The following is a 6,112-nucleotide window of genomic DNA, read 5'->3' as shown; positions in this document are numbered from 1 at the left end:
AGGAAGGGAAGGTGGTCAACCCGCGTTTCGGGCAGGCTGACCGGCGGAAGCTGGCCAGAGCGCAGCGGGACCTGGCCCGCAAGCAGAAGGACTCCGCGAACCGGGCGAAGGCCCGGTTCAGGGTGGCCCGGATTCATGCCAGTATCGCTGATCGGCGGCTCGACCACCTGCACCTGCTGACCACTCGACTCGTCCGTGAGAACCAAACGGTCGTGATCGAGGACCTCAGCGTGCGGAACATGCTGCGTAACCGTCGCCTGGCGCGGGTCATCTCCGACGCGAGCTGGTCCCAGTTCCGCAGGATGTTGGAGTACAAGGCCGGCTGGTACGGGCGTGAGGTGATCCCCGTCGACCGGTGGTATCCGTCGTCCAAGACCTGCTCGGCATGCGGACAGGTCAACACTGCGCTCACCCTCAACGACCGCGTCTGGACGTGCCCGGGGTGCGGGGCCGCGCATGATCGGGACATCAACGCTGCTAGGAACGTCCTCGCCGCCGGGCTGGCGGAGAGGTGAAACGCCTGCGGAGCTGGTGTAAGACCTCAAGGGAAGAAGTCCTCCCGGACAGGCAGTCGGCGATGAAACAGGAAGCCTCACGGGCGACCGTGGGAATCCCGGTCCCTTCAGGGCCGGGAGGATGTCAAGCTTTCAGTGACCTGGGCAAACGTGCGTGAGCATGCCGCTGGGCCACCGGACTACTGGGGTCAAGGGGTCGTCGGTTCAAATCCGGCCGTCCCGACCGGTTGACCTGGGGAGATGGAGATCTTCCCAGGTAACGGCGGTAACATCCGGTAACGGATGATCTTTGATGGCAGTAACCGCACCACAGATTGGTCGCCGGTCCCGTCAGCGGCACCCGCTCCGACCTGCGGCGTCGTGCCAATGGCGGATGGGCCGGCATGTTGCTTCCTTGATTTCGCGTTAAGCGCTGCGGATGCTCTGTCAGGCGTCGCTACGTCGGGAGGCTCGACGTTTGGCGGTGAGAGGGTGCGCATACCTTATCGACGAGCATCAGGCGGCGGTCAACGAGTTGTCCCGGCTGCGCCGTGAGGCGTTTGACGAGATGGTGTCGCAGGGGATGACGCCACGCCCAGATCGCCCACGTCGTCGGCATGACCCGCGCCCGAGTCGGTCAGCTCTGTCGTCCGGACCCCGGCCCGGACGGGCGCCTTCGCCGAGCCGGCTGAGCGCGTCGCGCGTGGCTGACCCGACGACACCCCACGCGAACGGGCACGGTGAACCAACGCGATCTCCGACCATGACCTAGGCCATGGTGACGCCGCCGTCGGGTTTGGTTAGGGTGGCCTGGCCGTGGTGTTCGGGAAGCCGGTGTAAGACCGGTGCGGCCCTCGCCACTGTGATCGGGATGCTGGAGGCCACCGAAAGGTCACTGGGCGCAAATGCCTGGGAAGGCCGGCCTCCGGCGCACCACCCGTCAGCCAGGAGACCGGCCACGGCACCTGTACGACCCGTCCACGAGGTGCTGGAAGGTGGTCCCGCTATGCGGTCCCCTGTGTCCTGGCGCGTTGCCGCGCCGCTGTCCGTCCTGCTCGCGCTGCTTGGCGGCTGCGCCGCGACCGGCGACAACAAGCCGGCCACCACGGCGTCCGCCGCGGCTGGGCCGGTCTCGGTCACCAACTGCGGCACACCGGTCACGATCACGAAGCCCCCGGCGCGGGCGGTGACGATGAACCAGCCCGCCACCGAGATCATGCTGGCGCTCGGTTTGCAGGACCGGATGGCCGGCACCGCCTACCTCGACGACCAGGTGCTGCCCGAGTACGCCGCCGCGCACGCGAAGGTGCCGGTACTGGCCAAGGAGTACCCGTCGAAGGAGAAGCTGCTCGACATCGCGCCGGACTTCGTCTACGCCTCCTTCGCAAGCGCGTTCAGCGACGAGGGGGTCGGCGACCGCGCCGACTGGCAGAAGCTGGGCGTCGGCACGTACATCTCCGCCGCCGGCTGCCCGAAAGACACGCGACCGGCGAAGCTGACGATGGATGACGTGTTCGCCGAGATCCGTGAGATCGCCGCGATCTTCGGCGTCGGGGAGCGGGCCGAGACGCTGATCGCCGACCAGCAGCAGCGCATCGCGAAGGTGTCAGCGGGCGCGAAGGGCATGCGGGTGCTGTGGTGGGACGGCGGCACCGACGCGCCCAGTGCCGGCGCCTGCTGCGGCAGCCCGGCCATGATCATGTCCGCGGCCGGGGTCACCAACATCTTCGCCGACCTGAACGGCAGCTGGGCCGACACCAGCTGGGAGACCGTCGTCGAGCGCAACCCGGACGTCATCGTGCTCGTTGACGCGAGCTGGGACACCGCCGCCGCCAAGCAGGCGTTCCTCGAAAAGCATGCGACGCTCAAAGACCTGCCCGCCGTCAAGGACAAGCGGTACGTCGTCCTGGACTTCTCCTCTACCTCCGCAGGCGTGCGGAACGTGCTCGCCGTGGAGGCCCTGGCCCGGGGTGTCGGCGGGGTGAACAACTGACCACCGCTACCACCCGGCCGGCGCAGGCTCCGGCGCGGCCGGTCCGGGCGGTGGGCATGGTGACCGTGGTGGTCGTGCTCGCCGGTGGCCTGTTGCTGTCGGTGGGCGCGGCCGTGACGGTAGGGCCGGCGGACCTGTCGCTGGGCACCGTGTGGCTGGTCATCACCGACCACCTCGGCCTGACGAGCGCCGACGTGCCGTTGCTGCGCGACCACATCGTGTGGGAGTTGCGGCTGCCGAGGGTGCTGGGCGCCGCCGTGGTCGGGGCCGGGCTCGCCGCCTCCGGGGCGGTCATGCAGACCGTCACCCGCAACCCGCTCGCCGACCCGTACCTGTTGGGCGTCTCCTCCGGGGCGTCGCTGGGCGCCGTCGCCGTTCTGGTCCTGGGCCTCGGCGCGGGTGCGGCGGCGCTCACCGGGGGCGCGTTCGCGGGGGCACTCGCCGCGTTCGCCGTCGTGGTCGCTGCCGCCGGCCGGCGGGCGGTCCTGCGACCGACCCGGGTGGTGTTGGCCGGCGTCGCCATCGCGCAGCTGTGCTCCGCGCTGACCTCGTTCGTGATCATCTGGGTGGCCGACCCGCACGCGACCCACAGCATCACCTTCTGGCTGTCCGGCTCGCTCGCCCGCGCCGACTGGACCGCACTCGGGTGGGCGACGCCGGTGCTCGCGGCGGTGTTCGCCGTGATCCTCTGGTTTGCCCGGGCGCTCAACGCGTTCGCGTTCGGCGAAGAGGCCGCCGCCGCCCTCGGTGTTGACGTCGGGCGTGTCCGGTGGCTGCTGCTGGTCACCACGGCGCTGCTGACCGCCGTGCTGGTCGCGATCAGCGGTGCGATCGGCTTCGTCGGGCTGATGCTGCCGCACGCCGCGCGGCGGTTCACCGGCCCCGACCACCGGCGGCTCCTGCCGGTCGTCGTCCTTGCCGGAGCGATCTTTCTGATCTGGGTGGACACCGCGGCCAGGACCCTGTTCGAACCCCGTGAGCTGCCGGTGGGCGTGCTGACCGCCCTGCTCGGGGTGCCCGCGTTCGTGGTGCTGCTGCGCCGTCAGGATGGGAAAGCCTGATGCTCGACATCCGTGATGTCTCGTGGTCGGTGCCGGCCGCTCGCCTCCTCGACCGGGTGACCTGCTCGGCGCCGCGCGGCAGCCTGGTCGGCCTGCTCGGCCCGAACGGGTCCGGCAAGACCACCCTGCTGCGGGTCGTCGCAGGCTTGATCGCCCCCGGGTCCGGGACCGTGACCGTCGAGGGCGACGACGTGGCCGGGCTGCCGCGTGCCGCCGCGGCGCGGCGGATGGCCCTGCTCGCCCAGTACGCCGAGACCGACCTTGACCTGACCGCGCTGGACGTGGTGCTGCTCGGCCGGACCCCGCACCGCCGCTCCCGCTGGTCCGACAGCGACACCGACCGGGCGGCCGCCGCCGACGCCCTCGAACGCGTCGACATGACCGGATACGCGCACCGCAAGTGGCAGACGCTGTCCGGCGGGGAACGCCAACGGGTGCAGCTCGCCCGGGCCCTGGCCCAGGAGCCGCAACTGCTACTGCTCGACGAGCCCACCAACCACCTCGACATCGGCCACCAGCTGCAGCTGCTGCACCTGGTCCGCCGCAGCGGCGTCACCACCCTCGCCGCCCTGCACGACCTCAACCTGGCCGCAATGTTCTGCGACCTCGTGGTGGTGCTGCACCACGGCCGGGTCGTGGCCTCCGGACCGCCGGTCGGCGTGCTGACGCCCGCGCTGCTCGCCGACGTGTACGCCGTGGACGCCGACGTCACCGTGCACGACGGACGTCCGGTCATCACCTACCGGGCGCCGGCAGCATGAACGTTCTGCTCGTCTCACGCGGGGCGACCCACCACGGCGGCCACGACGCGATCCACCGCCTCGCCGCGGCCGCCGCCGAGGCCACCGGCGTACCGGTGCGAGCGTGTTTCCTCGACGGCGCCGAGCCGTCCCTGCACGCAGCCCTCGATGCCGTACCGGCGCAGGGCGAAGTCCTGCTCGTGGCCACGCACGTACCGCCAGACCGGTACCTCGACACCTGGATCCGCCGCGCGGTCGCCCACTGGCGCACCACACGGGACCGGCAGACACGAATCCTTGTCGCCGCGCCGCTGGCGGCGCAGCCCGCGCTGGTCACAGCAGTCACCGATGCCATCACCGGCGACCACACCACGGTCGACGGCAACCCCGGACCGTTCCGCAGCCCGGCCTGGTCACAGATCACCCGACACCGCCGGCACGTGCTGGTCTGCCGCGGGCCGCGCTGCACCGCATACGGTGCCGAGCACGTCGCCGCCGCCCTCGGCAAACGCCTGACGGAGCATGGCCTCGGCGACGACGACGTCCTGGTCACCGCGACCGGCTGCCTGTTCCCGTGCAACCTCGGCCCGCTCGTCGTCGTGTATCCCGACGACATCTGGTACGAACACGTCGACGCCGACCTCGCCGTCCGTATCGCCGACGAGCACCTGCGCGACGGCATGCCGGTTGACGGCAGACGCCCACGCGACTCGTGAATGTGCCGCCATCGGCTCGATCCGGGACAGGGGGAGCGGCGAACAGAGCCACTACTGGCAAGCCAGCGGACCCGCTATCATCCGCACCGTCCAGCGTCCGGAGCCACCGCGCAGAACGGTCCCGGTGAGCGGCGCGATGTCGATCCGCCAGAACGAGGCAGGTGCGGCGCCTATCGCGTTCACGATCAGGGCACGGATCACCATCGGGTGGGTGACCGCGACGAGCGTCCGCACGGTGCCGGGCAAGGCGCCAAGCCAGCGGCCAGTCCGGTCGAGCAGGTCGTGCAGAGACTCGCCGCCGTGCGGTGCTGCGGCCGCGTTGGTCAACCAGGCCGCAACCGCGTCCGGTTCCGCAGCCGCGACATCGTCCAGCATACGACCGGCCCAGCGGCCGAGGTCGGCGTCGCGGAGCATCTCGTCGATGGCCGGCGCAAGCCCGAGCGCGGCGGCGGTCTGCACACAGCGCAGCGCCGGCCCGCACCGGACCTCGTCGGCGCGGGGCAGCACGTTGGCGAGCGCCACCGCGTCGGCCAGACCGTGCGGGTCAAGCGGCTCGTTCTGTGGAAAGGCGGCAGCCCTGGTGGCCGCGGTGGGTGCGTGGCTGACCAGTACCAGGCGACTGCTCATACCAGCTGACCTCCGTGCCTCGCCACCGTCGGTTTCCTCCGAGTGCTCTACAGATCCGGTTTCGTTCCGCACGTTGACACTCCTGCCTCGTCAGCCGTACCGTCCGGGGCACAGCGTGATGGCAGGAGGAAGCCGGTGAGATGCCGGCACGGTCGCGCCACTGTAACCGGTTGTGGGCCCAACCCACCTGGCCGGGAGTCAGACCCTCCCCGTCGCCGAAACCCGCTATGGGACGCGTGATCCCGAGGAGGTTCTTGTCATGTCTGACGTGTCACTGCCCACCCCCGCCGCCGTTTCCCTACCGGCCGCCATTCCGCTGCGCCAGATCCTGCCCTGGGCGATCTTCGGCGCGATCCTCGCGGCTGTGCTGCTGTACTTCGTCGGCGTGGAACAGGGTGTGTTCTCGCTGTTCTCCGGCGCAACGGTGCATGAGTTCGTGCACGACGGCCGCCACCTGCTCGGCTTCCCCTGCCACTGAGCC

7 protein-coding genes and 2 riboswitches are annotated in these 6,112 nt (G+C 70.4%); of the genes, 6 read left to right on the top strand and 1 reads right to left on the bottom strand.

Features of this window, described 5'->3' with window-relative positions:
- From ABZ671_RS25180 to ABZ671_RS25160, 5 genes are all read left to right on the top strand, one after another.
- A partial coding sequence (locus ABZ671_RS25180; RefSeq protein ID WP_357862464.1) for an RNA-guided endonuclease TnpB family protein occupies positions 1-515 on the top strand: 515 nt, incomplete at its 5' end.
- A 779-nt stretch (positions 516-1,294) separates the two neighbouring features.
- Positions 1,295-1,470, top strand: a riboswitch (cobalamin riboswitch).
- A gap of 30 nt (positions 1,471-1,500) precedes the next feature.
- A complete protein-coding gene (locus tag ABZ671_RS25175; RefSeq protein ID WP_357862462.1) occupies positions 1,501-2,487 on the top strand; it encodes an ABC transporter substrate-binding protein in 987 nt (328 codons plus the stop codon).
- 56 nt (positions 2,488-2,543) lie between these two features.
- Positions 2,544-3,548 carry an iron chelate uptake ABC transporter family permease subunit gene (locus ABZ671_RS25170; RefSeq protein WP_357862460.1) on the top strand — a complete coding sequence of 335 codons (1,005 nt, stop codon included), beginning with the start codon at positions 2,544-2,546 and terminating at the stop codon, positions 3,546-3,548.
- Positions 3,548-4,309, top strand: coding sequence for an ABC transporter ATP-binding protein (locus ABZ671_RS25165; RefSeq protein WP_357862458.1), 762 nt, complete (start codon positions 3,548-3,550; stop codon positions 4,307-4,309). The genes ABZ671_RS25170 and ABZ671_RS25165 overlap by 1 nt, the downstream gene beginning before the upstream one ends.
- A complete protein-coding gene (locus ABZ671_RS25160) occupies positions 4,306-5,004 on the top strand; it encodes a (2Fe-2S) ferredoxin domain-containing protein (protein WP_357862455.1) in 699 nt (232 codons plus the stop codon). Before ABZ671_RS25165 ends, ABZ671_RS25160 begins: the two co-directional genes overlap by 4 nt.
- Before the next feature lie 51 nt (positions 5,005-5,055).
- Here ABZ671_RS25160 and ABZ671_RS25155 read toward each other — a convergent pair whose 3' ends face one another.
- Positions 5,056-5,631 (bottom strand): histidine phosphatase family protein, encoded by a 576-nt coding sequence (locus tag ABZ671_RS25155; protein WP_357862453.1) that lies wholly within the window; start codon positions 5,629-5,631, stop codon positions 5,056-5,058.
- An 89-nt stretch (positions 5,632-5,720) separates the two neighbouring features.
- A riboswitch (cobalamin riboswitch) is annotated at positions 5,721-5,858 on the top strand.
- Between the two features lie 32 nt (positions 5,859-5,890).
- On the opposite strand from ABZ671_RS25155, the gene ABZ671_RS25150 reads away from it, so the two are divergent.
- Positions 5,891-6,109, top strand: a complete 219-nt coding sequence (locus ABZ671_RS25150; protein ID WP_357862451.1) for a CbtB domain-containing protein — start codon at positions 5,891-5,893, stop codon at positions 6,107-6,109.
- The last annotated feature ends 3 nt before the right edge of the window (positions 6,110-6,112 follow it).

Source organism: Micromonospora sp. NPDC006766, from assembly GCF_040636055.1.
GTDB lineage: Bacteria > Actinomycetota > Actinomycetes > Mycobacteriales > Micromonosporaceae > Micromonospora.
Note: the sequence above shows the minus strand (reverse complement) of the source record. Positions and strands in the feature narration are given on the sequence as shown.